Here is a 25,194-nt window from a genome sequence, read left to right as displayed (position 1 = left end):
TCGGTCATGCGGCGATCCGTTCGACAGCGCGCATCCGGACCGAACGCGCGCGGGGGTTGTCGGTGATCTCGTCCTCGCCGGCCAGCTCGGCTCCCCGGGTCAGGGAGCGGAAGCGGGCCTGCATGGACTCGGGCACCACGGGGAGGTCCCGCGGAGCCGTGCTCGTGGTGGCGGAGGTGAACACGCGCTTGGTGATCCGGTCCTCCAGGGAGTGGTACGACAGGACGACGACGCGGCCGCCGACCGACAGCAGGTCGAGCGCCGCCGGCAGCGCCCGTCGGTAGACGCCGAGCTCGTCGTTGACCTCGATCCGCAGTGCCTGGAACGTGCGCTTGGCGGGGTTGCCGCCCGTGCGCCGGGCCGGGGCCGGGATGCTGCGGCGGATCAGCTCGACGAGCTGCTCGCTGCGCTCGAACGGTCGCTGCTCGCGCTCGGCGACGATCTCCTTGGCGATGCGGCGGGCGAACTTCTCCTCGCCGTACTCGCGCAGGATCCGCGCCAGGTCGTCCTCGGCGTAGGTGTTGAGCACGCCGGCGGCCGTGAGGTCGTCCTCGGAGTTCATCCGCATGTCCAGCGGCGCGTCCTGCGCGTAGGCGAAGCCGCGGTCGGCCAGGTCGAGCTGCATCGAGGAGACGCCGAGGTCGAACAGGACCCCGTCGACGCTCGTGCGGCCCGACGCGTGCACGACCTCGGTGATCTCGTCGTACACCGCGTGCGCCGCCTCGAAGCGGTCACCGAACGGCGCCAGCCGCTCCCCCGCGCGGCGCAGGGCCTCGGGGTCGCGGTCGATGCCGATGACGTGCAGGCTCGGGTACCGGGTCAGGAGCGCCTCGGTGTGCCCGCCCAGGCCGAGCGTGGTGTCGACGACGACCGGCCGGTCACGTCCCTCCACGACGGGGGCGAACTCCGACACGACGCGGTCCAGCATCACCGGGACGTGCCGCGCGTTCATGCGACCTCGCCGCTGATCAGGCGCGCGCCGATGGGGCCCGATCCCCGCCTGCAGAGTTCTGACGCCGGGGAAGTGACGTCAGAACCCCTCAGGCGGGCATCGCGCCCCACCGCGGCAGTGCTCAGAAGATCCCGGGGAAGATCTCCTCCGACAGGTCGGCGAAGCCCTCCTCGTGCTCGTCGGAGAAGTCGTTCCACTTCGCCGAGTCCCAGATCTCGAACCGCTCGCCCGTGCCCACGACCGTGCAGTCGCGGTCCAGGCCGGCCCAGTCGCGCAGCAGCTGCGACACGGGCACGCGCCCCTGCTTGTCCGGCGTCTCGTGCGCCGCGCCGCCGAAGAGCATGCGGATGAAGTTGCGCGCCTGCCGATTCGTGAACGACGCCTGCCGCGCCCGCTCGGAGAACTCGTCGAACGCCTCGGGCGTCCAGCCGTAGATGCAGTGCTCCTGACCTCGCGTCAGCACCACGCCGTCCGTCAGCAGGGGTCGGAACTTCGCCGGCAGGAAGAGCCTGCCCTTCTCGTCGAGGCGAGGCGTGAACGTGCCGAAGAAGTGCGTCGATGCCGGTGCGGCCATCGCGTCCTCCCTGCTCCACGTCGCTCTCCCTCGAGGTCGAAGTCCGGTGTTTCCACCACTACGCCCCACCTTAACCCACAACGCTCCACCATCCACCCTGATTTCGTCAAGAGTCAGGCGTGTCGCGTGGGACGGGGACGCAAAAGACCCGCCGTCTCAGCGATGGCGGGTCGGTGGGGGGAAGTGGGGGGAATTCAGCCGCAGGTGGAGCGACAGGGGGCGAAGACGACGAAGACCCCGCCGATCGGCGGGGTCTCGTGGACGGTGGTGCGCGGTGGAGCGATCAGATGCCGTCGTCCTGACGACGCTGCCAGCGCTCCTCCATGCGCTCGACGAAGGAGCCGGAGCCCTTCGGCGAGCTGGGCGCGGGGCCGCTGGGCTCCTGGGCGCCGCTGATGCCACGACGCCAGGCACGGACGAAGAAGTAGGCGGCCGCCACCATGGCGACGAAGCCGAGCGCACCGACCCAGGTCATCTTGGACACGGCTCCGCCCAGCAGCATGGCGATGCCGGCGAGGAAGCCCACGACGCAGATGGCCGCGACACGACGGTTGTGCGCGATCAACTTGGAGCCGCGCAGCGTGGACGCGAACTCGGGATCCTCTGCGGCCAGCGACTGCTCCAACTGGGCGAGCAGCCGGGCCTCTTCGTCCGACAGTGGCACGGTGACTCCTAGGTCAGGGGTGTGGGTTCGATTCTAGGCGGGCCATGGTCTGCAAACCAGCCGAACGTCCAGCGAACTGCGGAATCCGCCGGATCGAGCGCTCGAGGGCGAACAACTCCTCGCGGGCACCGGCCGATCCGTCGACGACGACGCCCGGAACGTCGTCGCTCAGGGCCCGCACGCCCTGGCTCAGGACGGGGGTCAGTCCGTGGTCGGCGAGCAGGTCCTCGAGCTCCTCGGCGAACCAGCGTCGCGGACCGAGTCCGGCGAGGTCCCACGAGGCGTCCGGCGCCGCCTCGACGAGGGCCGTGGCCCCGGCGAAGTCGCCCGCCGCGGCCCGTGCCGCGACCGCCGCGACGCGTCCGGGGACGATCACGCTGAGCCAGCCTCCGGGACGCAGCACCTCGCGCGCCGCGGCCACGGCCTGGCCGGGATCGTCGACGTGCTCGAGCACCCCGTGGCAGATGACGACGTCGACGCTCGCGGGCGCGACGTGCTCGGCGAGGTCGGCCGAGTCGCCGAGGCGGCCCTCGACCTCGACGCCGGCCTCGGCCGCACGGCGGGCGGAGGCGGCGAGGGCGTCCGGGCTGGGGTCGACCACGACGACCCGGTGGCCGAGCGCGGCGACGCGCACGGCGTCCGAGCCGGTGCCGCCACCGAGGTCGAGCACGTCGAGGGAGCCGGAGCCGTCAGGAGCCGTCCCGGCCTGCACCAGCGCGTCGAGCACGGACTGCCACGCCAGCACGCCACGGATCGGACCCATGACGTCACCTTCCCACAGGGCGGGTGGCGCAGTGCCTCGCGGTACGGTCGCGGCATGGATCTGGCGGCCCTCGTCTTCGCCACGGGATGGGCCAGCGGCGTCAACGCCTGGGCCACCGTGGCGGTGCTCGGGATCGTGGCGCGCGCCGGCGGCTCGGAGTGGGTGCCGGCCGGATTCGGCGACTGGTGGGTCATCGGCCTGAGCCTGGGCATGTTCGCGATCGAGTTCGTCGTGGACAAGGTGCCGTGGCTCGACTCGGCGTGGGACGGCGTCTCCACGGTCGTCCGCCCGGCGGTCGGCGCGATCCTGGCGTGGAAGCTGGCCGAGCACGGCGGCACGCTCGACCCGGCGCTGCTCGCGGCGCTCGGCGGCGGCACCGCGCTGGCCTCCCACGGCGTCAAGGCGGGCGTGCGCGCGGCCGCGAACACCTCCCCCGAGCCGTTCTCGAACGCCGCGCTGAGCACCGGCGAGGACCTGAGCGTCGTGGCCGTCGTGCTGCTGGCGCTCGCGCACCCGTGGGTCGCCCTCGTCGTCACGGCCGTCGCGCTGCTCCTCGGCGTCTCCCTGTTCCTTTGGCTGTGGCGCGCGGTCCGGCGCGCCCGCACCCGGCGACGCGAGCGGAGGGGCTGAGGGTGGCCCGGATCATCGTCGTCGGCAGCGGCTTCGCCGGACTCTCCGCAGCCGCACGGCTGGCGAAGCTGCGGCACCAGGTCACCGTGCTCGAGCGCGACGCCGAGGCGGGCGGGCTGCTGCTCGGCCGGCCGATCGCCGGCACCCGGTGGGCGGCCGGCCCTGACAGCGTGACCCTGCCCGGCGTCTTCCGCGACCTGTTCCGCAAGTCCGGCCGGCCGATGGACGCGCTCCTGGCCATCTCCCCCGCCGGTCCACGCCGCCACGTCGTCGCCGGCCGCTGGCCCGGTCGCCGTCTCGACCTCGACCTGCCCTTCGGCACCCGCGGCGCCCAGCACGACGCGGTGACCGCGGCACTCGGGTCCGACCCCTGGTCGCCGTGGGTCGACGAGCTCGCCGACCCGTGGGACGCCGTCCGCCGCACCGTGTTCGAGGCCGCGCACCCCCTCGGCACGCCCTCCCCGGAGGTGCCGCTCGCGGACGTCTCGCTGGACCGACTGGCGCGTCCCGTGCGCGACGCGCGGCTGCGTCGGGTGGGCGCCGAGCTGGGCTGGGTGGAGCCGTCAGGCCCCTCGGTGCTGGCGGTCTGGCACTACGTCGAGCGCAACTTCGGGCGCTGGCGGTTCGACGGCGGCAGCGCCGGGCTCGCCGCCGCCCTGCTGAAGCGGCTCGGCGAGCGACGCGTCACCGTCGAGACCGGCGTCGAGGTCGCCGAGCCGTCGGCGGCGTCGGGCGTCGTGGAAGGCGTCGTGCTCGCCGACGGCTCGGTCCGCGAGGCCGACCTCGTCGTGTGGGCCACCGGCTCCGATCACTCCGGCGACCGCACCCTCACCGCCGTGCGGCTCGACGGCGCCGAGGCGCCCGACGACCTGGTGGTGCACGGTCGCGCGGTGGTGCGCGGCTGGCGCTCGGGCGACGACGGCTGGGTGCTCGAGGCGCCCACCGGAACCGACCCGCTCGAGGTGCTGGCCCGGCACGGCCACGACCTGCGGCCGCACGTGACGTGGCGCGAGAGCGTGCCCGCTCCCCCGGCCGTCTCCGACCTGCCGCTGCCGGCGCGAAGCCCGCGCGAGGGCCTGTGGGTCGTGGGCGCCGCCGCCGCGCCCGGCGCCGGCCTCGAGATCACCGGCATGGGCACCGCCGCCCTCGCCGCCCACCTCGGCGCCGTGCCGCGCTAGGCGAGGATTCCCCTGTTCACCGGGGAATCCGTCACGGAGCGGGGAGAACTTCCCCCGCATCGTGACGGGAAACCCCGCACGGACGGCTCAGACGAGGCCGTCGGCGCGCAGCTGCTCGAAGATCTCGCGCGTCGCGGGCGAGCGGTTGAGCGTCATGAAGTGCAGGCCCGGGGCGCCGCCCGCGAGCAGGTCGCGACACAGCTGGGTGGCCAGCTCGATGCCCTTGGCGCGCACCGCGGCACGGTCGTCGGCGATCGGCTCGATCTGGTCGAGCACCTCGCGCGGCATGTCGGCGCCGGAGAGCTCGGCCATCCGGGCCACCTGGCCGAAGTTCAGGATCGGCATGATGCCCGGCACGATCGGCAGGTCGCAGCCCCGGTCGCGCACCCGGCGGACGAGGCCGAAGTAGTCGTCGGCGCGGAAGAACAGCTGCGAGATCGCGAAGGACGCGCCGGCGCGGGACTTGGCCACGAGCACGTCGGCGTCCTCGTCGAGGCCACCGCAGTCGGGGTGACCCTCGGGGAACGCGGCCACGCCCACGGACAGGCCGCCGACCTCGCGCACCAGGTCGACCAGCTCGATCGCGTGGCTCATGCCGTCGGGATGCGGCTCCCACGGAGCGCGCGGGCCGCCGGCCGGATCGCCGCGCAGGGCCAGCACGTGCTGGACGCCCGCCGCGACGTACTGCTTGAGCACCGTCTCGATCTCGCCGCGGCTCTGTCCGACGAGCGTGAGGTGGCCGACGGGCGGCATGGACGCCTCGCGCGCGATCCGCTCGGTGATCCGGACGGTGCGGTCCTGGCTGGTGCCGCCGGCGCCGTACGTGACCGACACGAACGTCGGCTCGAGCGGCGACAGGTCGTCGATCGTGCGCCACAGCTGCGCCTCGCCCTCGTCGTCCTTCGGCGGGAAGAACTCGAACGACACGGCCGGCCGGTCCGAGGCGAGCGCCTGCAGGATCGGGTCGTGGGACGCGGCGTCGGGGGAAGCGGGCATGGCCCCAACGGTATCCTCACGGAGGTGAACAGCCCGGCAGCCGATTCCACCTTTCGGACAGCTGTCGCTCGACAGCTGGACTCCTTCGTCGGCGAGCAGCGGCGCCTGCTGACCGATCTCGATCCCGCGGTGGGCGACCTCGTCGACGCGGCCGTCGACTTCACGGCGGGCGGCAAGCTGCTGCGGCCCACCTTCTGCCACGCCGGCTGGCTGCTCGCGGGCGGCGCCCCCTCCGACGAGCGCGTCGCCGCGGCGGGCGCGGCGTTCGAGTGGCTCCAGGGCAGCGCGCTGGTCCACGACGACCTGATGGACGGCTCCGACACCCGGCGCGGCCGACCCAGCGTGCACCGCGACTTCGAGGCGCGGCACGTCGCGGCCGGCGGTCACGGCGAGGCCCACGAGTACGGCGCCCGCGTGGCGATCCTCCTCGGCGACCTCATGCTGTCGTGGGCCGACGAGCACCTGCGCCGCGCCGAGCCCGACGCCCGGGCCGCGCGGCTGTGGGACGCCTGCAAGTCCGAGGTCGTCTCCGGTCAGTTCCTCGACGTCCTCGCGCAGACCCGCGACCGGCTCGACGTCGCCAGCGCGATGCACGTGATCCGCTTCAAGTCCGCCAAGTACACGATCGAGCGCCCCCTCCACGTGGGCGCCGCGCTGGCCGGCGGCGACGACGCCCTCCTGGCTCAGCTCACCGATGTGGCGCTGCCGCTCGGCGAGGCGTTCCAGCTGCGCGACGATGTCCTCGGCGTCTTCGGCGACCCCGCCGACACCGGCAAGCCGATCGGCGACGACCTGCGCGAGGGCAAGCGCACGGTCCTGGTCGCCCGCACCGCCGACGCGGTCGGCCACGAGCGCGTCCTGGCGCTGCTCGGCACCGAGGAGGGCGTCACCGAGCTGCACGACCTCATCGAGTCCAGCGGGGCGCTCGCACAGGTCGAGGCCGACATCGATCGGCTCGTCGACCAGTCGCTGCGCGCCATCGCGCGGATCGGCCCGTCGGCCGCCCCGGTGCTCGAGCCACTGGTCGACGCGGCCATCCGACGCGTCCGCTGATCCGAGGGAGCACGGGTGCTGGGGGCGCAGCCCTTAGAATCGAGGTGTTCCAGGAGGCGAGCATGACGGTCACGGACGACGACGCACTGGTCGGGCGCACGCTCGACCAGCGTTACGTGATCCATGAGCGCATCGCCCGGGGCGGCATGGCCAGCGTCTTCCGCGCCACCGACCTGCGCCTGGATCGCATCGTCGCGGTCAAGATCATGCACCCCGACACCGACCTCGAGGACACTCCCGAGCGGTTCGTGCGCGAGGCCCAGTCGGCCGCGAAGCTGAACCACCGCGGCATCGTCTCGGTCTACGACCAGGGCGTCGACGGCGAGACGATCTACCTCGTCATGGAGTACGTCCCCGGCCGCACCCTGCGCGACGTGCTGCGCGAGGAGGCGCCGATGGCGCCGCGGCGTGCGCTGTCCTACCTCGAGCCCGTGCTCATGGCGCTCTCGGCGGCGCACGACGCGGGACTGATCCACCGTGACATCAAGCCCGAGAACGTGCTGATCTCCACCACGGGCGAGGTCAAGCTTGCCGACTTCGGGCTGGCGCGCGCGATCACGAACGACTCCACCTTCGACGGCGTCCTCGTCGGCACCGTGTCCTACCTGGCGCCCGAGGTCATCACCCACCAGGGCGCCGACGCCCGCACCGACGTCTACGCGTGCGGCGCGATGCTCTTCGAGATGCTCACCGGCTCCAAGCCGCACACGGGCGACTCGCCGCTCGCGGTGGCGCACCAGCACGTGAACGAGGACGTCGCGCCGCCCTCCACGCTCCAGCCGGGCATCCCGCCCTACCTCGACGCCCTGGTGCGGCGCGCCATGACGCGCGACCGCGAGCGCCGCTCCCCCGACGCCCGCGTCCTGCTGCACCAGCTGCGCCAGGTCCAGCGCGCCCTGGCCGCCGGGCTCGCCGACGATCCCGAGCTGACGCAGGACCTGCTCCCCGGCTCGGGGCCCACGCCCGTCGTCGCTCCCGTCCTCGACGGCCCGCCCGCCGACGTCGAGATGACCGCGCCCGTCACGTCGCTGTGGGACGTCGGCCAGGACCAGCCCACCACGGCCGTCACCGAGCCCACCACCACGTTCGGCGGTCCCGTCGCGACCGCGCCGGTCGACCGGCCCACCCACACCGAGCCCGCCCCGGCCGGCCGGCGCCGTCGCGGGCCGTTCCTGCTGATCGTGGCGCTCGCCGCACTGGCCGCCACGGCCCTGCTCGGCTGGTACCTCGCGATCGGCCGCTACGAGACCGTGCCGAACCTCGTCTCGCTCGACCAGGCCGAGGCCGTCAAGACCGCCGAGGCCGCCGGCTTCACCACCGAGATCGGCGAGCCCGCCTTCTCCGAGGTCGTCGAGAAGGGCGCCGTGGTCTCCTCCGACCCCGACGCCGGATCGCGTGCGCTGCCCGACGACGTCATCACGCTCGTCGTCAGCAAGGGCAAGGAGCGCTACGAGATCCCGAACATCCAGGGCCGATCCCTCTCGGAGGCCGAGACCATCCTGGGCTCGCTGAACCTGCGCGTCGGCGAGGTCACCCAGGCCTTCAGCGACAAGGTCCCCACCGACGGGATCATCAAGTCCTCGAGCCACAAGGTCGGCGACCAGGTCAAGCGCGACACCGCGGTCGACCTCGTCGTCAGCAAGGGCCCGAAGCCCATCAAGATCACCGACTACACCGGCAAGCCCGCCGACGACGCCTCCGCCGCCCTGGAGGACGCCGGATTCGTCGTCCGTGAGGTCGAGCAGTTCAGCGACACCGTGAAGAAGGGCGTGGTCATCTCGCAGACCCCGTCGTCGGGCACCGGTGTGCGGGGCGACACGATCGCGCTCACGGTCTCCAAGGGCCCCGAGCTCGTCGCCGTGCCCGACCTGCGCGGCATGACCGAGGACGAGGCCCGCGCGGCCGTCACCGCGATCGGCCTGAAGCTGAACGCCGCGAAGAATCCGTTCTCGGGCGACGACGCGCGGGTGCAGTACCAGATGACGACGGTGGGCAAGAAGGTCAAGCCCGGCTCGACCGTCACCGTGTTCCTGTCCTGACCTCGCGGCGGACCGCGAGGTCAGGAACGAGGATCAGGAGCGGCCGGCCAGCATCTCGGCGACGAGGAACGCCAGCTCGAGCGACTGCGCCCGGTTCAGGCGCGGGTCGCACAGCGTCTCGTAGCGGTGCTCGAGGTCCTGGGCCGACAGGCGCATGCCGCCGCCGAGGCACTCGGTGACGTCGTCCCCGGTGAGCTCGACGTGCAGGCCACCGGGCCACGTGCCGAGGGCGCGGTGGACCTCGAAGAAGCCCCGGACCTCGTCGATGACCGCGTCGAACTCGCGCGTCTTGTAGCCGTTGTCCGTCGCGAACGTGTTGCCGTGCATGGGGTCGGTGACCCACGCGACCTGCGCGCCGGCGGCCGTGACCTTCTCCACCAGCGTGGGCAGGAGGTCGCGGATCTTCTCGGCGCCGAAGCGCGTGATGAAGGTGATCTTGCCCGGCACGTGGTCGGGGTTGAGCTTCTCGTAGAGCGCGAGCGCATCGTCGGCCGTGCTGGTGGGGCCGAGCTTCACGCCGATCGGGTTGGCGATGCGGCTCAGCAGTTCGACGTGGGCGCCGTCCAGCTGGCGCGTGCGCTCGCCGATCCACACGAAGTGGCCCGAGACGTCGTACGGGCGGTCGGTGCGCGAGTCGATGCGGGTCAGCGCGTGCTCGTACTCCAGCACGAGGGCCTCGTGCGAGGAGTAGAAGTCCACGGTGTGCAGCTCGTCGGGGTCGGCGCCGATGGCCTCCATGAAGGCCAGGGCGCGGTCGATCTCGTCGCCGATGCGCTCGTAGCGCTCGCGCACGGGGCTGTTGCGCACGAAGTCCGTGTTCCACGAGTGCATCTGGCGCAGGTCGGCGTAGCCGCCGGTGGTGAAGGCGCGCGCGAGGTTCAGCGTGGCGCTCGAGGCGTGGTAGACGTCGAGCAGCCGCTGCGGATCGGGGTGACGCGCCTCGGGCGTGAAGTCGAAGCCGTTGACCGCGTCGCCGCGGTAGGCCGGCAGCGTGACGCCGTCGCGCGTCTCGGTGTCGCTGGAGCGCGGCTTGGCGTACTGGCCGGCCAGACGGCCGACCTTCACGACCGGGACGCTCGCGGCGTAGGTCAGGACGACGGCCATCGACAGCAGCACGCGCAGCTTGTTTCGCACGTTCTCGGCGGTGACGCCCTCGAAGGTCTCGGCGCAGTCGCCGCCCTGGAGCAGAAAGGCCTCGCCACGTGCCACGGCCGCCATCTTGTCGCGCAGCGAGTCGCACTCGCCCGCAAAGACCAGCGGGGGCATCTTCCGCAGCTTCTCGACGGCGGCGTCGCGCGCGTCGAGATCGGGGTACGTGGGCTGCTGTGCAGCACCGATCGCACGCAGTTCTTCAAGGCTGGGAATGCTCACCAAGAAAGGATACGCGACCGGCTTCCACGCCCCGGACGACGTCCGCATGCAGGACGGGACCGCCCTATTCGGCGATCTCCTCCCAGACCTCGTCGGCCTCGGCGCGGTCGCGCTCCTTGGCCGCCTGGCGCTCGAGCTCCTTGTCGCGCTTCTTCGCGTCGGGCGCGTAGAGGTCGACGTACTCCTGACCCGACAGGTTCATGATCTCGTAGAGGATCTCGTCGGTGATCGCGCGCAGGATGTAGCGGTCGTCCTGCATGCCCTCGTAGCGGCTGAAGTCCAGCGGCTTGCCGAACCGCACGCCGGGCCGGGCGTAGCGACCGAGGATCTTGCCCGGGGGCGCGACGACGTCGGTGTTGATGACGGCGACCGGGATCACCGGGACCTTCGCCTCGAGCGCGAGGCGGGCCACGCCGGTGCGGCCGCGGTAGAGCTTGCCGTCGTGCGAGCGGGTGCCCTCGGGGTAGATGCCGCAGACCTCGCCCTCGGCGAGCAGCCGCAGCTGGGTGCGGATCGCGCCGGCGGCGGCGCTGCCGCTGCTGCGGTCGATCGGGACCTGGCCCGAGCCGGAGAAGAAGGAGCGCTGGAGGAAGCCCTTGAGGCCCGTGCCCTCGAAGTACTCGGCCTTCGCCACGAAGGTGACGCGGCGCGGGATCACTAGCGGCATGAACAGCCAGTCGCTGTACGACAGGTGGTTGCTGGCCAGGATCACCGCGCCCTCGCGCGGGACGTTCTCGGTGCCCTCGGCCCACGGCCTGAAGATCAGCTTGAGCACCGGACCCAGAGCCAGGAACTTGAGGAACCAGTAGAACACGCACGAGACATTACCGCGCCGCTGTCCGACCGGACGTGACATGGGGCACCATGGCGTCATGTCCGACTCCCTCGCCCCCGGCGGGTCGCCCGTCCGCCCCGGCGCCGAAGCGTTCTTCTCCCCCGGCGGCCGCGTCGGCGTCCTGCTGAGCCACGGCTTCACCGGCTCGCCCGCGTCGATGACGCCGTGGGGTCGACTGCTCGCCGAGGCCGGTCACACGGTGTCGGTGCCGCGGCTGCCCGGGCACGGCACGTCGTGGCAGGAGATGAACACCACGACGTGGCGCGACTGGTACGGCGAGGTCGACACCGCGCTGACCGAGCTGCGCGCGCAGTGCGACTGGGTCGCGGTGTGCGGCCTGTCGATGGGCGGCGCGCTGGCGCTGCGACTGGCCGAGCAGCGTCCCGACGACGTCGACGCGCTCGTGCTGGTCAACCCCGCGATCGCCCTCAAGCGGCTCGACCTCAAGCTGGTGCCCCTCCTGAGCCGCGTGCTGCCCTCGATCGGTGGCGTGTCCAACGACATCAAGAAGCCGGGCCAGGACGAGATCGCCTACAGCCGCACGCCGCTGAAGGCCCTCGCCTCGCAGCTGCAGCTGTGGCGCGACGTGCGCGAGAACCTCGACCGGGTCACCGCTCCCCTGCTGCTGTTCCGCTCCGCCGACGACCACGTCGTCGACGAGACCACCGCCCGACTGGTGATGGAGGGCGTCTCCTCCCCCGAGCGCGAGCTGGTCGAGCTGAGCGACAGCTTCCACGTCGCGACGCTCGATCACGATGCGGAGTTCATCATGGAGAGGTCGGCACAGTTCATCGCCGACCACGCGCCCCGCGCGTGAGCCGCTCCACCGTCCCGAGGAGGTCGCCATGACCGACCCCGCATCACCGCGCGACGACTTCGACCGGATCGTCGAGGGCCTCGAGCTCGACCTCAGCGGACTCGACGACTTCGACCGCTCGGCCGCGCAGGCCGCCGCGGCCCGCGAGCGCGAGGAGCTCGAGGAGGAGCAGCGGCGCGCCGCCGAGCCCGAGGAGCAGGACGACCAGTTCTACCGCGACGTCGGCCCGGCGGACCTGCCCACCGACAAGCGCACCAAGACGGCCTGGCTCGTCATAATCGGCGGCCCCGCGCTGCTGATCCTGGCGCGCCTCGCCGACATGACCCCGCCGCCCGTGCTGGTGGCGGCCGTGGTCATCGCCGCGGTCTGCGCCGTCGCCTACCTGATCGCGCGGCTGCCGGACCGCGGACCGAGTAACCCGGACTGGCCGGACGACGGCGCCGCGCTCTGAGACGAGCGAGGTCGGCCGCGCCCACGAGCCCGGCGTCGTTGCCCAGGTGCGCCGCGACGATCCGCGCCTCGGAGCGGTAGCCGCGCCCCGTCAGGTGGTCGTGGAAGGCGAACCGGGCGGGCCGCAGCAGCGTCTCGCCCGTCTGGCTGACGCCGCCGCCGATGACGAAGATCGCGGGGTCCAGCGCGGCCGCCAGGTTGGCCAGCCCGATGCCCAGCCAGCGGCCGATGTCGCCGACCCAGGCCTGGGCCTCCTCGTGGCCGTCGGCCGAGAGCCGTCCGACCGTGGCACCGTCGACGCGGTCGGCTCCCCCGGCGGCCTCGACCAGGGCGCGGCCGATGTCCGACCCCTCCGCGACCGCGGCCTGAGCCCGGCGCTCGAGGACGCGGCCGCTGGCGTACTGCTCCCAGCAGCCGCGGTTGCCGCACTCGCACGGGCGGCCGTCGTCGACGACCCGCTGGTGGCCGAACTCGCCGGCCATGCCGGAGTGGCCGCGGTAGAGCGTGCCGTCGAGCACCATCGCGCCGCCGATGCCGGTGCCGAGGTTGACCAGCACGACGTCGGGCAGGTTCTGCGCGGCGCCGAAGCGCCACTCGGCCCAGCCGGCGGCGTTGGCGTCGTTGTCCACCAGGACGGGCAGGCCGGTGCGGCGGACCACGGCGTCGCGCAGCGGCTCGTTGCGCCACGCCAGGTGCGGGGAGAACACGACGGTGGAGCCCGTGACGTCGACGTAGCCGGCCGCCCCCACGCCGACGGCGCGGACGACGAACTGGTCGCGGAACTCCTCGACGAGGTCGGCGATCGCGTCGAGCACGGCCGACGGGTCGGTGCTGGGGGTGGCCCGGCGCGACCGCGCCAGGATCCGGCCGTCCTCGTCGACGACGCCTCCGGCGATCTTCGTGCCGCCGACGTCGATCCCGACGGCGAGGCGCTCAGCCACCGGCGTGGCCCTCGACGCGGCGCTTGAGCCCCTTGAGCGCCGTGTCGACGATGACCTTCTCCGCCTTGCGCTTGAGCATCCCCAGCAGCGGCAGCTTGAGGTCGACCACCAGCTGGTAGGTGACGCGGGTCTTGTCGTCGGCCACCGAGTCCAGCGAGTAGGAGCCGTCCATGCCCGACAGCATCGTCTCGTCCGCGGGGACCAGGCTCCACGTCACGAGCCGCTGGTCACGCCAGTCGTAGCGCAGCGTGAAGGTGTCGCGGATGGGGGCGGAGTCGACGACGAATCGGACGTCGAGCGGACGCCCCGCGTCGTCGGTGGCCAGCACCGTGACCTCGCGCATTCCGGTGGCCCAGTCGGGGTAGTCGTCGAACGCGGCGATGACCGACATCACCTCACCGGCCGGAGCCTCGATCACGATGTCGCTGACCGTGCGCGCCATGTCCACCTCCTCGACTGGCGACCAGACTATCGGCGCAACGACGCGCCGTGACGGGACGGTACGGTGCTGTCTGTGACCACCGAGAATTCGCACTCCCTCCCCGCGTCCTGGGGAACCCTCAGCCTCGACGTCCTGGACCGCCTCGACGCCCAGCGCGACCGCGTGTCGCTGCGCCGTGTCGTCGACGGCGAGTGGCTCGACGTCACGCTGGGCGAGTTCCACGAGCAGGTGACCGCGGCGGCCAAGGGCCTGCTCGCCGGTGGCGTCGGCCACGGCGACCGCGTGGCCCTGCTGGCCAAGACGCGCTACGAGTGGACCGTCCTCGACTACGCCAACTGGTGGATCGGCGCGGTCACCGTGCCGATCTACGAGACCTCGTCCGCGCCGCAGATCGCGTGGATCCTCGCCGACTCCGGCGCGACCCACGTCTTCTACGAGAACGACGAGCACCGCGCGCGCATCGACGAGGCGCGCCCCGAGGCACCCGAGCTCGTCTCCAGCCGCCCCATCGAGGACGTGCTGACGCTGCTCGCCGCCGAGGGCGCCGCGATCGACGACGAGACGCTCGAGGCCCGCCGCGCGGCGGTGGTCGAGGGCGATCTGGCCACGCTGATCTACACCTCCGGCACCACCGGCCGTCCCAAGGGCTGCGAGCTCACGCACGCGAACTTCCGCGCCGAGCTCTGGGGCGCCAACGAGCGCCTCGAGGTGATGTTCGCCCCCGACGACGCGGCCACCCTGCTGTTCCTGCCGCTCGCGCACGTGTTCGCGCGCATCGTGCAGGTCGGCGCGATCCGCTACGGATCGGTGCTGGGGCACACCGCCGACATCGCCAACCTCGTCGAGCACCTGGGCCAGTTCAAGCCCACCTTCGTGCTCGCCGTCCCGCGCGTGTTCGAGAAGGTCTTCAACAGCGCCAGCACGAAGGCCTATGCCGAGGGCAAGGGCAAGATCTTCGACGCGGCCGTCCGCACGGCCATCGCGTACAGCCGCGCCACCGAGTCGGGCAAGGCGTCGCTGGCGCTGCGGGCCAAGCACGGCCTCTACAGCAAGCTCGTCTACGGCAAGCTGCGCGACGCCCTCGGCGGTCGCGCCACGCACGCCATCTCCGGCGGCGCGCCGCTCGGCGACCGACTCGGCCACTTCTACCGTGGCGTGGGCCTCAACGTGTTCGAGGGCTACGGCCTCACCGAGACCACCGCGGCGCTCACCGTGAACCACCCGGACGCCCAGCGCATCGGCACCGTCGGTCCGCCCCTGCCCGGCGTCGAGGTGCGCACCGGCGAGGACGGCGAGCTGCAGTTCCGCGGCCCGCAGGTGTTCATCGGCTACTGGAACGCCGAGAGCGCCACGCGCGACGTGCTCACCGAGGACGGCTGGTTCTCCACCGGCGACCTCGGCGAGGTCACCGAGGACGGCTTCGTCCGGATCACGGGCCGCAAGAAGGAGCTCATCGTCACGGCGGGCGGCAAGAACGTCTCCCCCGCGATCCTCGAGGACCGCGTCCGCGCGCACCCGCTGGTCAGCCAGTGCCTCGTGGTCGGCGAGGCCAAGCCCTTCGTGGCCGCGCTCGTCACGATCGACACCGAGGCGTGGGAGGGCGACCTGGATGATCCCGAGCTGCTCGCCGAGGTCCAGAAGGCCATCGACGACGCCAACGCCCAGGTCTCGCGCGCCGAGGCGATCCGCAAGTTCGTGATCGTCGAGGAGGACTGGACCGAGGAGAACGGCTACCTCACCCCCTCGTTCAAGGTGAAGCGCCACATGGTGGTCCGCGACCTGCACGACACGATCGAGGCGCTCTACGTGCGCTGATCGCCCCGAGCACGAGGAACGGCCCCCGGCATCGCCGGGGGCCGTTCTCGTGGAGCCTGAGGTCAGGAGACGCGCGCGTACACGCCGAAGCCGGACGAGAGGCTGGTGATCTCGACGCTCTTGCCGGGGCGCGGCGCGTGGATGACCTTGCCGTCGCCGAGGTAGATGCCGATGTGCGACATGCTCGGGTAGGCGACGAGGTCGCCGGGCGCCAGCTCGCCGGCCGAGATCTTGCGACCGGCCGACATCTGCGGGCCGACGACGCGCGGCAGCGAGACGCCCGCGGCGGCGTAGGCCTTCTGCACGAGGCCCGAGCAGTCCCAGCTGTCCGGGCCCGTGCCGCCGTAGACGTAGGGATCGCCGAGCTGGTTCATGGCGAACGCGATGGCCTTCTTGGCCGCACCGGCACCGGCGTTGCGCACGGCGGTGACGTCGCCGGCGTTCATCTGCGACTGCTGCGCGGCCGACAGGAGGGCGAAGTCGGACTTGGCCTTCTGGTACGAGTCGGTCAGCTCCTTCTTGGTCTTCTCGGCCTTCTCCAGCTTGCCGTCGAGCTCGCGCTCGTGCTCGGCCAGCTGCGCCTGGCGCTTCTCCAGCTCGACGCGCGTGCGCGTGAACGACTCGAGCGCGTCGGCGCGGGTGGTGTTGAGCGCGTCGATCGCGCTCAGGCCCTCGATGAACAGGTCGGGGTCCTGGCTGCCGAGCAGGCCAACCGTCGGGCCCAGCGGCTGCTCGAGCTGCTGCTGCACGATGTCGGCGCCGAGCTCGTCGCGCTGGACGCGGTAGACCTTGCGGATCGTGCGGATCTCGGAGCCGACCTCGTCGATGCGCGCGTCCAGGTCCTCGGCGTCGGCCGTGAGCTGGTTGAGCGTCTCGTTGGCGGCCTCGGCGCGGTCGAAGGCCTTCTCGACGTCGGCCTCGGTCACCTCGGGATCGGCGTTGGCCGGGGAGACGGCGATGAACGTTCCGGCCACGAAGGCCGAGGCGGCCACGGAGGCCGCTGCGGTGCGAAAGCGCACGAAAGATTCTCCTGCTGTACCTCGACGCCTACCAGGTGAGCTGACGGATTCGGGCCTCGGTCTTGCCCTACGACCGGCGGACCGGTCGATTCACCCCACGTACTTGGTTCCCCGGTTCGGCGGCCGCGTGCGGCCGGACGATTCGGCGGTGCCGCCGTCGGCGACACAAGACGCAACAGTAGTTCGCCGGTCCCAGCCGATCAACCTGCGTCGAGGTGTGTCTGGGGATCGGACAGGCCCACGACGAGGCGCAGCGGGGGCACCAGGCCGGTGGCGGCGAGCGTGTCGAGGGCGGCGCGTTCGTCGGCGTCGAAGGCGACGTCGTCGGGCGGTCCGAGCAGGACCGAGACGACGCAGTCGCCGCACACCGCGGGGCAGCGGACGAGGCAGCTGTCGCAGTCGACGACGACCGGTGCCGTGGGTTCCATCTCGTTCATGGCCGCGACGCTAGGTGTGACATCCGACAATTTCGGTCCGCGGCGCCGCCTACCCGGATTCGTCGGACCCGCGACCTACGGTCACACCCATGGCACCGCACCAACCCGCCTTCGACGATCCCGGCATCGACTGGGGTGGCCGCCCGCTCCACGACACCACGTTCTGCGTCGTCGACCTCGAGACCACGGGCGGCTCGCCGGCGAAGGGCTCGAAGATCACCGAGATCGGTGCGGTGAAGGTGCGCGGCGGCGAGATCCTGGGCGAGTTCCAGACGCTGGTGAACCCCGACCAGCTCATCCCCGCGTTCATCACGGTGCTCACCGGGATCACCGACCAGATGGTGGTCGAGGCGCCCCGCATCGCCGAGGCGCTGCCGTCCTTCCTGGAGTTCGCGCACGGCACCGTGCTCGTGGCGCACAACGCGCCGTTCGACACCGGCTTCCTCAAGCACGCGGCGCGCGAGCTCGACATCGCCTGGCCCGGGTTCGACGTCGTCGACACCGCCGTCCTGGCACGACGCGTGCTGCTGCGCGACGAGGTGCCCAACGTCAAGCTCGCCACGCTCGCGGCGCGCTTCTCCCCCGTCCGGCCCGACCACCGCGCCCTCACCGACGCGCGCGCCACGGTCGACGTGCTGCACGCCCTGTTCGAGCGCCTCGGCACGTGGAACGTGGCCACGGTCGAGGACGTCGCGTCCTTCACCTCCAAGGTCACCCCGCAGCAGCGCCGCAAGCGCCACCTCGCCGACGGCGTGCCCGACGCCCCCGGCGTCTACCTCTTCCGCGACGCCCGCGACGAGGTGCTCTACGTCGGCACCTCCCGGTCGCTGCGCACGCGCGTGCGGTCGTACTTCACCAAGGCCGAGACCCGCACCCGCATGGGCGAGATGATCGCGCTGGCCGAGCGGGTCGACAGCGTCGTGTGCGCCACCGACACCGAGGCGCGCGTGCGCGAGCTGCGCCTGATCGACCGGCACCGTCCGCCGTACAACCGCCGCTCGAAGTTCCCCGAGCGCGTGTCGTGGCTGCGCCTCACCGACGAGCCCTGGCCGCGGATCTCGCTCGTGCGCTCGGTCGTCGAGGGCGACGCCACGCACATCGGCCCGTTCCGCAGCCGTCGCCAGGCCGAGGCCGCGCTGGCCACGCTCCACGACGCGTTCCGGATCCGCCAGTGCTCCGGCCGGCTGCCCATCAAGCCCAGCCGGGCCGCGTGCGTGCTGGCCGAGCTGGGCCAGTGCCTCTCCCCCTGCGACGGCGCCGTCACGCCCACCGACTACCTGTACGAGGTGTCCCGTGTCCGCACGGCGATGACCGCCGACCCCGTCGAGGTCGTCACCCACCTCGAGCAGCGCATGGCGCACCTGGCCGAGTCCCAGCGCTTCGAGGACGCCGCGGTTCTGCGCGACCGCGCCGCCAGCCTGATCCGCGCCGTGCGCCGCACCCAGCGTCTCGACTCCCTGGCCTCCGAGCCCGAGGTGATCGCCGCGGCCCCGCACGACGAGGGCTGGCAGGTCCACGTCATCCGCCACGGCCGGCTCGCCGCCGCCGCGATCCTGCCGCGCCAGGTCGCCACCACGCGCGGCGCCACGGCGGGCTGGGTCGACACCCTGCTCACCACCGCCGAGACGGTCGAGCCCGCGACCCGGCCGATGCCCGCCGCCCTGGTGGAGGAGACCGAGGTCCTGCTGCGCTGGCTCGAGTCCCCCGGCGTGCGGATGGTGCGCGGCTCGTGGAGCTCGGCGTGGCCGGCCGCCGCACGCCACCTCGACCGCTTCGACGTCGACCTCGAGGTCGCGCGGCTGGCCTGATGCCGCGGCTAGGCTGGCCCGGTGATCACCGCCATCGTCTTCGTCCAGGCCGAGGTCTCCTCCATCCCCGAGACCGGCGCAGCGATCGCCGACATCCCCGGGGTCAGCGAGGTCTACTCCGTCACCGGCGACCACGACCTCATCGCGATGGTGCGCGTGCGCACCCACGAGGAGATCGCCTCGGTCGTGGCCGACCGGCTCAACAAGGTGCCCGGGGTGCTGTCCACCCAGACGCAGATCGCCTTCCGCGCGTTCAGCCGCCACGACCTCGAGGACGCCTTCAGCATCGGCCTCGACTGACTCGCCCGCTGGTGAGGCGGTGAGCCGTCAACCCTTCCCGCTCGTCTCCGGTGCGTCAGCAACCGCATCCGGACTCCATGCGGTTGACAGGTCACCGCGAGCCCACGGGAACGGTTGACAGCTCACCGCCCCTCAGCGGGGCGGGCGGGCGTCAGGCGACGTGTCGCGAGGTCGCCTCGACCCAGCGGGCGAGGGCCGCGCGGGCGGCGCCGGAGTCGATCGACTCGGTCGCGCGGGCCACGCCGGCACGCAGCCGCTCGAGCAGCGGGCCCTCGGAGCCGGTGTGGGCGGCGATGGCCGCGCCCGCGTTGAGCACCACCGCGTCGCGCACGGGACCAGTCTCGCCCTCGAGCACCCGGCGGAACACGTCGGCGTTGTACTCGGGCTCGCCACCACGCAGCGCATCGGCCGGCGCGTGGTCGAAGCCGAGGTCGGCCGGGTCGAGCACCTGCTCCTCGATGCCGTCCGGGCCGGGTAGCCAGAACCGGGTGGTCGTGGTCACGGTGATCTCGTCGAGGCCGTCGTCGCCGCGGAAGACCAGGGCGTCGCTGCCGCGACGCGCCAGCACCTCGGCCATGAGCGGCGCCATGCGCGGGTCGGCACAGCCGATCGCCGACGCGGCCGGACGGGCCGGATTCGTCAGCGGGCCGAGGAAGTTGAAGAACGTGGGCACGCCCAGCTCACGGCGGGCCGGGCCCGCGAAGCGCATGGAGGCGTGGAAGACCGGCGCGAAGCAGAACGTGATGCCGGCCTCGCGGTAGACGTCGAGGACGTGCTCGGCCGGCACCGTGAGTCGCACGCCGAGGCGCTCGAAGACGTCGGCCGTGCCCGACTGGCTGGAGGCCGCGCGGTTGCCGTGCTTGACGACGCCGACGCCGGCGCCGGCGGTGGTGACCGCGGCCATCGAGGAGATGTTGACCGTCTTGGCCATGTCGCCGCCGGTGCCCACGATGTCGACGACGCGGTCGTCGAGGTCGAGCGTGGTGGCCTTCGCGTACATCGCGTCGACGAGGCCCTGCAGCTCGGCCGAGGTCTCCCCCTTGGCACGCAGCGCGACCGCGAAGCCCGCGATCTGCGCGCCGCTGGCGTCGCCCGAGAGGATCTCGCCCATCGCCCACGCGGTGGCGTCGGCGTCGAGGTCGCGGCCGGCGAGCAGCTCGGTCAGGACGTGCGGCCAGGACAGGGCCACGGAGCCGCCGCTCAAGGACGCGCGGCCGGGACGGCGGCACCGCGCAGCAGCGCGATGACCGACTCGGCGAGGCGGAACGGGTCGAGCGGCTGCGGCACCACCGCGTCCGCGCGCGACCAGGTGGCCAGCCACGCGTCCTGCGGGCGGCCGGTCAGCACGAGGCTCGGCGGGCCCTGGTAGAGCTCGTCCTTCATCTGGCGGGCGATGCCCATGCCGCCGGCCGGGACGGCCTCGCCGTCGAGGATCGCCAGCGCGATGCCCCCGGCGTCGAGCTGCTGCCAGACCACCGGCTCGGTGGCGCACTCGACGAATTCCAACGGCGGCAGATCGGGGTGCGGCCTGGTGCCCAGCGCTGCGACGACGGCCGTTCGGACCTTGACGTCATCGCTGTAGAGCAGGACACGAAGGGGCTGGTGCTGGCTCACGATGGCATCGTACATAATGAGGGCGTGGCAACTACTTCTGCGATCCCCGCGTCCCGGCTCCACGGCGTCGAGGGCCGTCCGTCCTACGTGACCGTCGGCACCATCGTGTGGCTGTCCAGTGAGCTGATGTTCTTCGCGACGCTGTTCGCGGCCTACTTCACGGTGCGCAGCGTCGCGCCGGAGCTGTGGGCCCAGGAGACCGAGCTCCTGAACATCCCGTTCGCCACGGTCAACACCACGATCCTGGTGCTGTCGTCCGTCACCTGCCAGCTCGGCGTCTACGCCGCGGCCAAGGGCAACGCGGCCGGCATGCGCAAGTGGTTCATCATCAGCTTCATCATGGGCGCCGTCTTCATCGGCGGCCAGGCCACCGAGTACGCCGAGCTGGTCCACGAGGGCCTGACGATCCAGAGCTCCGCGTACGGCTCCCTGTTCTACCTCGCCACCGGCTTCCACGGCCTGCACGTGATCGGCGGCCTGCTGGCCTTCCTGCTCGTCATCGGCCGCACCTACGCGGCCCGCAAGTTCACCCACGAGCAGGCGGTCTCCGCGATCGTCGTGTCCTACTACTGGCACTTCGTCGACGTCGTCTGGGTGGCCCTGTTCGCGGCCATCTACATCATCCGCTGACCCCTCGGGGATAGGCGGACCTAACTACACAGGCTGAGCTCGTGCCTCGCTAGTCTGAGGCGAACGCACGGGCACACGGAGATGGGACGAAGTCGCGACGCCGACCCCACCTCCGGTCCCGATTCTCAGATTCTCAGGAACGAGGTTCTCTCGGTGCGGAAACTGTCGACACGCCGCCGGCACCCCATGGCGCTCCTGGCGCTGCTGGCCCTGGCCCTCTTGCTGACCGGCGCGGCATACGCGACGGTCGCGCCGGAACCGGCCACCGCCGAGTCCGCCTCCTCGGTCTCGCAGATCGAGGCCGGCCGCCAGCTCTTCGTCGTGGGCTGCGCCAGCTGCCACGGCCTCAACGCCGAGGGCATCACGACCTCCGGCACCGATGACGCCAAGGGCAACTACGGTCCGTCGCTGATCGGCGTCGGCGCCGCCGCCGTCGGCTTCCAGATGGAGACCGGCCGCATGCCGATGGCGCAGACCGCGCCGCAGGCCCCGCGCAAGCACATCGAGTACACGCAGGACGAGATCGACCAGATCGCCGCCTACGTCGCCTCCCTCGCCCCCGGACCCGCGCGTCCGTCCGAGGAGGACCTCGACTGGCAGAGCGTCGACAAGGAGGGCATCTCCGAGGGCGGCGAGTTCTTCCGCACCAACTGCACCGCGTGCCACAACTCGGTCGGCGCCGGCGGCGCCCTCCCGAGCGGCCGCTACGCCCCGACGCTCAAGGGCGTCGACGCCATCCACATCTACGAGGCCATGCTCACCGGCCCGCAGCAGATGCCCGTCTTCTCCGAGGACGTGCTGACCCCCGAGGACAAGCGCAACATCATCGCCTACGTCAAGACCGTGCAGCAGCAGGGCAACGACGGCGGCATCGGTGGCGGCGGCCTGGGCCCCGTGGTCGACGGCATGTTCGTCTGGATCATCGGCATCGGCGGTCTCACCGCCTTCGCGGTCTGGATCGGCATGCACGGAACGAGGTCGAAGAAGCGATGAGCACCGAGATCGAACGCACCGGCGACCCCATCGCCGACCCCGGACTGGCTCCTCACCAGTACCGCCCGCAGGACGTCGACGTCAACCAGGAGCGTCGCACCGAGCGCCAGATCGCCGGAATGTTCGGCCTGGCCACGCTGCTGCTGCTGGGCTTCTGCGTCGCGTACTTCACGATCGACGCCGACACCCGCGTCTTCGCGTTCGGCGACCCGAACAGCGGCGACTCCTTCGGTGGCTGGTCGGCGCAGAACTTCGCGTTCGGCACCACCCTGGGCGCCGCCCTGCTGCTGATCGGCATCGGCATCATCCAGTGGGCCAAGAAGCTCATGGGCGACCACGAGATGGTCGAGCTCCGCCACCCGGCGCGCTCGAGCGACGAGGACCGCGCGGCCGTCCTGGCCGACCTGAACGCGGGTGTCCAGGAGAGCGGCATCGGCCGTCGTCCCCTGATCCGCAACAGCCTCCTCGGCGCCGTCGGCGCGATGGGCCTGCCCGCGATCGTGCTCCTGCGCGACCTCGGCCCGCTCCCCCACAGCCAGGACGAGACGGTCTGGAAGAAGGGCATGCGCGTCGTCAACGACGTCTCGGGCGCCCCGATCAAGCCCGCCGACCTCGAGGTCGGCCAGCTCGTCAACGCCGAGCCCGCGATCTTCTTCGAGACCGACGACGAGGGCCACCCGGTCCTGCACGGTCACGACCTGCTGGCCGCCAAGGCCAAGGCCGCGGTCATCGTCGTGCGCATGCGCCCCGAGGACATCACCCCCAAGAAGGGGCGCGAGAACTGGGGTGTCGACGGCATCCTGTGCTACTCCAAGATCTGCACCCACGTCGGCTGCCCGATCAGCCTGTGGGAACAGCAGACCCACCACCTGCTGTGCCCGTGCCACCAGTCGACCTTCGACCTGGCGGACAACGGCAAGGTGATCTTCGGTCCCGCCTACCGTCCGCTGCCGCAGCTGCCGCTCGCGGTCGACGGCGAGGGCTACCTCATCGCGGTCAGCGACTTCCCCGAGATCGTCGCTCCGAGCTACCCCGAACTCGCCCGCGATCAGAAGAACCTCGACAAGAAGTCCGGTGATGACGCATGAGCCAGAGCACCTTCACCCGGATCGAGGACTCCTCGACCGGCAAGAAGCTGGCCGGCCCGGTCGGCTGGTTCGACGACCGACTCGGCCTGGCCGCCGCAGGCAAGAAGAACCTGCGCAAGGTCTTCCCCGAGCACTGGTCCTTCATGCTGGGCGAGATCGCCCTGTGGAGCTTCGTCGTCCTGCTGCTGTCGGGCGTCTTCCTCACGCTGTGGTTCGTCCCCAGCATGGGCGAGGTCGAGTACCGCGGCTCCTACGCGCCGCTCTACGGCATCGAGATGTCGCAGGCCTACGCCTCGACGCTCGACATCTCGTTCGACATCCGCGGCGGCCTGCTGATGCGCCAGATCCACCACTGGGCGGCTGCCCTGTTCGTGGCGGCGATGATGGCCCACATGCTGCGCGTGTTCTTCACGGGCGCCTACCGCAAGCCGCGTGAGATCAACTGGCTCATCGGCGTCGGCCTGCTCGCGCTGGGCATGGTCGAGGGCTTCGCGGGCTACTCGCTCCCCGACGACCTGCTGTCGGGCACGGGCCTGCGGTTCGTCGACGGCCTGATCCGCTCGATCCCGCTCGTCGGCTCCTACCTGGAGTTCTTCATCTTCGGCGGCGAGTTCCCCGGCGAGATCATCATCCCCCGCCTCTACATGGCGCACATCCTGTTGATCCCGGCGATCCTGCTCGGCCTCATCGGTGCGCACATGCTGCTGCTCGTCTACCACAAGCACACGCAGTGGCCGGGCGCCGGACGCACCCAGGAGAACGTCGTGGGCTACCCCATGCTCCCGGTGTACATGGCCAAGGCCGGCGGCTTCTTCTTCGTCGTGTTCGGCTTCACCGCCCTCATGGGTGCGCTGATCCAGATCAACCCGGTGTGGGCGTACGGTCCGTACAACCCGTCCGAGGTCACGGCCGGCTCGCAGCCCGACTGGTACATGGGCCTGTCCGAGGGCCTCGTGCGCCTCATGCCGCCGCTGGAGACCACGTGGTTCAACCGCACGTGGACGTGGAGCGTCTTCCTCCCCGGTGTCGGCGGTCTGGGCATCCTGTTCACGTCGCTCGCCCTGTGGCCGTTCATCGAGCGCTGGATCACCGGCGACCAGCGTGAGCACCACCTGCTCGAGCGTCCGCGCAACGCGCCGGTCCGCACCGCGCTCGGCGTGGCCGCGATGACCGCCTACGCCTGCGGCTGGATCGCCGGCGGCAACGACATCATCGCGCTGAAGTTCGGCCTGGACATCTTCGCCATCACATGGGTCCTGCGCATCGGCATCTTCGTGTTCCCCGTGATCGCGTTCATCGTCACGAAGCGCATCTGCATCTCGCTGCAGCGCAAGGACAACGAGACGCTGACCCACGGCTGGGAGACGGGCGTCATCGACCGCTCCCCCGACGGTGGGTACGCGGAGCGTCACGCGCCGCTGCCGGACTCCGCCGCGTACCGACTCACGTCGTCGCGCGAGCGTCTGCCCGAGATCGAGGAAGTGCACAAGCAGGACGCGTACGGCGTGCGGAACCCGAAGTACCGCAAGCAGTCGCTCCGCGCCAAGCTGCGCCGCTTCTACTACGACGGCTCGGTGGACAAGCCGACCCGCCACGACATGGATCACGCGGCCGAGCACCTGGCCGGCGGCGGCGAGCACCCGGTGGAGCTCGGCGACGACTTCCAGGGCGTCTCCGAGACCGGCGTCCCGCGCGTCCACTGATCGCACCTCACCCACGAGGGCCCCGACCGATCCGGTCGGGGCCCTCGTGCGTGACGGGGTGGGTCGAGGAGTCCGCTCGGTG

At 71.7% G+C, this 25,194-nt stretch carries 26 protein-coding genes and 1 riboswitch; of the genes, 13 read left to right on the top strand and 13 right to left on the bottom strand.

Features of this window, described 5'->3' with window-relative positions; genetic code table 11:
* Positions 1–4: 4 nt before the first annotated feature.
* From rsmH to ACK99Q_RS10845, 4 genes are all read right to left on the bottom strand, one after another.
* On the bottom strand, positions 5–952 hold the full coding sequence (rsmH, locus tag ACK99Q_RS10860; RefSeq protein ID WP_410186159.1) for a 16S rRNA (cytosine(1402)-N(4))-methyltransferase RsmH: 948 nt from the start codon (positions 950–952) through the stop codon (positions 5–7).
* Positions 953–1,073: 121 nt separating this feature from the next.
* On the bottom strand, positions 1,074–1,526 hold the full coding sequence (mraZ, locus tag ACK99Q_RS10855) for a division/cell wall cluster transcriptional repressor MraZ (RefSeq protein WP_179424096.1): 453 nt from the start codon (positions 1,524–1,526) through the stop codon (positions 1,074–1,076).
* Positions 1,527–1,809: 283 nt separating this feature from the next.
* Complete coding sequence (locus ACK99Q_RS10850; protein WP_179424095.1) at positions 1,810–2,190, bottom strand: DUF3040 domain-containing protein; 381 nt, start codon at positions 2,188–2,190, stop codon at positions 1,810–1,812.
* A gap of 13 nt (positions 2,191–2,203) precedes the next feature.
* Positions 2,204–2,953 (bottom strand): class I SAM-dependent methyltransferase, encoded by a 750-nt coding sequence (locus ACK99Q_RS10845; RefSeq protein ID WP_410186158.1) that lies wholly within the window; start codon positions 2,951–2,953, stop codon positions 2,204–2,206.
* Between the two features lie 54 nt (positions 2,954–3,007).
* On the opposite strand from ACK99Q_RS10845, the gene ACK99Q_RS10840 reads away from it, so the two are divergent.
* Entirely contained in the window at positions 3,008–3,583 is a 576-nt protein-coding gene (locus ACK99Q_RS10840; RefSeq protein ID WP_410186157.1) for a DUF4126 domain-containing protein, read from the top strand.
* A gap of 2 nt (positions 3,584–3,585) precedes the next feature.
* Positions 3,586–4,761, top strand: a complete 1,176-nt coding sequence (locus ACK99Q_RS10835; protein WP_410186156.1) for a phytoene desaturase family protein — start codon at positions 3,586–3,588, stop codon at positions 4,759–4,761.
* Between the two features lie 87 nt (positions 4,762–4,848).
* Here ACK99Q_RS10835 and metF read toward each other — a convergent pair whose 3' ends face one another.
* On the bottom strand, positions 4,849–5,757 hold the full coding sequence (gene metF, locus ACK99Q_RS10830) for a methylenetetrahydrofolate reductase [NAD(P)H] (protein ID WP_179424091.1): 909 nt from the start codon (positions 5,755–5,757) through the stop codon (positions 4,849–4,851).
* Positions 5,758–5,781: 24 nt separating this feature from the next.
* On the opposite strand from metF, the gene ACK99Q_RS10825 reads away from it, so the two are divergent.
* Entirely contained in the window at positions 5,782–6,810 is a 1,029-nt protein-coding gene (locus tag ACK99Q_RS10825; RefSeq protein WP_410186155.1) for a polyprenyl synthetase family protein, read from the top strand.
* A 62-nt stretch (positions 6,811–6,872) separates the two neighbouring features.
* Complete coding sequence (gene pknB, locus ACK99Q_RS10820) at positions 6,873–8,849, top strand: Stk1 family PASTA domain-containing Ser/Thr kinase (RefSeq protein WP_410186154.1); 1,977 nt, start codon at positions 6,873–6,875, stop codon at positions 8,847–8,849.
* Between the two features lie 33 nt (positions 8,850–8,882).
* Here the strand turns inward: pknB and ACK99Q_RS10815 are convergent, their stop codons facing one another.
* Positions 8,883–10,220: a class II 3-deoxy-7-phosphoheptulonate synthase gene (locus ACK99Q_RS10815; RefSeq protein WP_395487640.1), complete on the bottom strand. Its 1,338-nt coding sequence runs from the start codon at positions 10,218–10,220 to the stop codon at positions 8,883–8,885.
* A 64-nt stretch (positions 10,221–10,284) separates the two neighbouring features.
* On the bottom strand, positions 10,285–11,076 hold the full coding sequence (locus ACK99Q_RS10810; RefSeq protein ID WP_410186153.1) for a lysophospholipid acyltransferase family protein: 792 nt from the start codon (positions 11,074–11,076) through the stop codon (positions 10,285–10,287).
* Between the two features lie 16 nt (positions 11,077–11,092).
* Here ACK99Q_RS10810 and ACK99Q_RS10805 point away from each other — a divergent pair, with 16 nt between their 5' ends.
* A complete protein-coding gene (locus ACK99Q_RS10805; RefSeq protein ID WP_410186152.1) occupies positions 11,093–11,872 on the top strand; it encodes an alpha/beta hydrolase in 780 nt (259 codons plus the stop codon).
* Positions 11,873–11,900: 28 nt separating this feature from the next.
* Positions 11,901–12,323 carry a hypothetical protein gene (locus ACK99Q_RS10800; protein ID WP_410186151.1) on the top strand — a complete coding sequence of 141 codons (423 nt, stop codon included), beginning with the start codon at positions 11,901–11,903 and terminating at the stop codon, positions 12,321–12,323.
* Here the strand turns inward: ACK99Q_RS10800 and ACK99Q_RS10795 are convergent.
* Both ACK99Q_RS10795 and ACK99Q_RS10790 read right to left on the bottom strand, forming a co-directional pair.
* Positions 12,226–13,263, bottom strand: a complete 1,038-nt coding sequence (locus tag ACK99Q_RS10795) for an ROK family glucokinase (protein WP_410186150.1) — start codon at positions 13,261–13,263, stop codon at positions 12,226–12,228. The two genes, ACK99Q_RS10800 and ACK99Q_RS10795, sit on opposite strands and share 98 nt — an antisense overlap.
* A complete protein-coding gene (locus ACK99Q_RS10790; protein ID WP_410186149.1) occupies positions 13,256–13,705 on the bottom strand; it encodes an SRPBCC family protein in 450 nt (149 codons plus the stop codon). Before ACK99Q_RS10790 ends, ACK99Q_RS10795 begins: the two co-directional genes overlap by 8 nt.
* A 72-nt stretch (positions 13,706–13,777) precedes the next feature.
* Between ACK99Q_RS10790 and ACK99Q_RS10785 the strand changes: the two genes are divergently transcribed.
* Positions 13,778–15,520, top strand: coding sequence for an AMP-dependent synthetase/ligase (locus ACK99Q_RS10785; protein WP_410186148.1), 1,743 nt, complete (start codon positions 13,778–13,780; stop codon positions 15,518–15,520).
* Positions 15,521–15,582: 62 nt separating this feature from the next.
* Here ACK99Q_RS10785 and ACK99Q_RS10780 read toward each other — a convergent pair whose 3' ends face one another.
* Positions 15,583–16,539 carry an NlpC/P60 family protein gene (locus ACK99Q_RS10780; protein WP_410186147.1) on the bottom strand — a complete coding sequence of 319 codons (957 nt, stop codon included), beginning with the start codon at positions 16,537–16,539 and terminating at the stop codon, positions 15,583–15,585.
* A gap of 10 nt (positions 16,540–16,549) precedes the next feature.
* Positions 16,550–16,697, bottom strand: a riboswitch (cyclic di-AMP (ydaO/yuaA leader).
* A gap of 42 nt (positions 16,698–16,739) precedes the next feature.
* Entirely contained in the window at positions 16,740–16,976 is a 237-nt protein-coding gene (locus ACK99Q_RS10775) for a hypothetical protein (protein ID WP_179424082.1), read from the bottom strand.
* Between the two features lie 89 nt (positions 16,977–17,065).
* Here ACK99Q_RS10775 and ACK99Q_RS10770 point away from each other — a divergent pair, with 89 nt between their 5' ends.
* Entirely contained in the window at positions 17,066–18,784 is a 1,719-nt protein-coding gene (locus tag ACK99Q_RS10770; protein WP_410186146.1) for a DEDD exonuclease domain-containing protein, read from the top strand.
* Positions 18,785–18,805: 21 nt separating this feature from the next.
* On the top strand, positions 18,806–19,084 hold the full coding sequence (locus ACK99Q_RS10765) for an Lrp/AsnC family transcriptional regulator (protein ID WP_410186145.1): 279 nt from the start codon (positions 18,806–18,808) through the stop codon (positions 19,082–19,084).
* Between the two features lie 151 nt (positions 19,085–19,235).
* Here the strand turns inward: ACK99Q_RS10765 and trpD are convergent, their stop codons facing one another.
* Both trpD and ACK99Q_RS10755 read right to left on the bottom strand, forming a co-directional pair.
* Positions 19,236–20,273 carry an anthranilate phosphoribosyltransferase gene (trpD, locus tag ACK99Q_RS10760; protein WP_410186144.1) on the bottom strand — a complete coding sequence of 346 codons (1,038 nt, stop codon included), beginning with the start codon at positions 20,271–20,273 and terminating at the stop codon, positions 19,236–19,238.
* 11 nt (positions 20,274–20,284) lie between these two features.
* A complete protein-coding gene (locus ACK99Q_RS10755; protein ID WP_269302656.1) occupies positions 20,285–20,698 on the bottom strand; it encodes a hypothetical protein in 414 nt (137 codons plus the stop codon).
* An 87-nt stretch (positions 20,699–20,785) separates the two neighbouring features.
* Between ACK99Q_RS10755 and ACK99Q_RS10750 the strand changes: the two genes are divergently transcribed.
* The 4 genes from ACK99Q_RS10750 to ACK99Q_RS10735 all read left to right on the top strand — a co-directional run bounded on the left by ACK99Q_RS10750 (position 20,786) and on the right by ACK99Q_RS10735 (position 25,112).
* Entirely contained in the window at positions 20,786–21,328 is a 543-nt protein-coding gene (locus tag ACK99Q_RS10750; RefSeq protein WP_269307055.1) for a heme-copper oxidase subunit III, read from the top strand.
* 153 nt (positions 21,329–21,481) lie between these two features.
* The gene (locus tag ACK99Q_RS10745; RefSeq protein ID WP_410186143.1) at positions 21,482–22,321 is read left to right on the top strand and encodes a c-type cytochrome; all 840 of its coding nucleotides are present in this window, start codon (positions 21,482–21,484) and stop codon (positions 22,319–22,321) included.
* Complete coding sequence (locus tag ACK99Q_RS10740) at positions 22,318–23,409, top strand: Rieske 2Fe-2S domain-containing protein (protein WP_410186142.1); 1,092 nt, start codon at positions 22,318–22,320, stop codon at positions 23,407–23,409. Before ACK99Q_RS10745 ends, ACK99Q_RS10740 begins: the two co-directional genes overlap by 4 nt.
* Complete coding sequence (locus ACK99Q_RS10735; RefSeq protein ID WP_410186141.1) at positions 23,406–25,112, top strand: cytochrome b N-terminal domain-containing protein; 1,707 nt, start codon at positions 23,406–23,408, stop codon at positions 25,110–25,112. The genes ACK99Q_RS10740 and ACK99Q_RS10735 overlap by 4 nt, the downstream gene beginning before the upstream one ends.
* Positions 25,113–25,194: the final 82 nt, after the last annotated feature.

The sequence above is a fragment of the Aeromicrobium sp. MLTX1 genome, assembly GCF_046452335.1.
Taxonomy (GTDB): Bacteria; Actinomycetota; Actinomycetes; order Propionibacteriales; family Nocardioidaceae; genus Aeromicrobium.
The sequence above is the reverse complement of the archived record's forward strand: the minus strand, read 5'-3'. Positions and strand labels throughout refer to the sequence as shown.